Source organism: Vibrio sp. 1249-1, assembly GCF_033340495.1.
Genome location: NZ_JAWOWJ010000282.1, coordinates 1 through 878, shown reverse-complemented (window position 1 = coordinate 878; position 878 = coordinate 1). Strand labels below are relative to the sequence as shown.

1 protein-coding gene is annotated in these 878 nt (G+C 47.0%); it reads right to left on the bottom strand.

Going from position 1 to position 878, the window contains the following annotated elements; translation table 11 throughout:
- Positions 1-878, bottom strand: an 878-nt coding sequence (locus tag R7Z50_RS25860; protein ID WP_318149523.1) for a sigma-54-dependent transcriptional regulator, incomplete at both ends; no start/stop codon positions are given.

Genomic DNA, 878 nt, shown 5'->3' with positions numbered 1-878 from the left:
ATCGAGATGATGCTCTTCAATCATCACGCTGTCAGACATCAACACCGCACGCTTAACTGGGTTCATCAACGCGCGAACATTACCAGGCCAGAAGTAACGAGTCAGAGCTTTCAAAGCGTCCTCTGAGAAACTTTTTGCTTGAGAGTTGTACTCTTTAGAGAACTCTTGCAGATAGAAGCGAGCTAGTAGTGCAATGTCACTCGCGCGCTCTTTCAAGCTTGGTACGTTGATACGAAGTACATTGATGTAATGGTACAACTCTTCGTTGAAGTCGCCATCAATCAAGGCTTTTTCTACGTCTGACGAGTTAGCAGCAAGAATACGCACATTCACATTCTTCACACCTTCGCGCGTTTCAATCGTGCCCTCTTGCAAAAACCTTAACAGGTTCATTTGCTGGTCTTTCGAAATGGTCAGAATGTCATTAAACAACACAGTACCGCCATCTGCTTGCTCCAACAGACTTGGGCCCATCTCAGCATCCGCAGCAATACCAAAGACTTCCGCTTGGAAACGTTGCTCATTCAAAGCGCGGCAGTTAATCGACATAAAGGGCTTATGAGAACGGGAAGATACTTTGTGAATTGCACGAGCAACCGCTTCTTTACCAGTACCGCTCTCGCCAGAGATCAGAATACTCACGTCCGTAGGACCAATTCGCTTAACTTGATCGCGTAAGCGCTTCATCGGGATAGATTCGCCAATCAGCCCCATATCGAGGCTATTGCCAAAGCTTGGCCAAACTTTTTTCTCTAGCTTGAGCATACCAAGTTGGTGGCCGATGGTGCTCAACAGTTGGGCATCTGGGATTGGGGCAGTAAAAAAGTCGATACAGAAGTTAACGATGAATTGGCAGATGGTGTCTGTGCCGAGCTGAG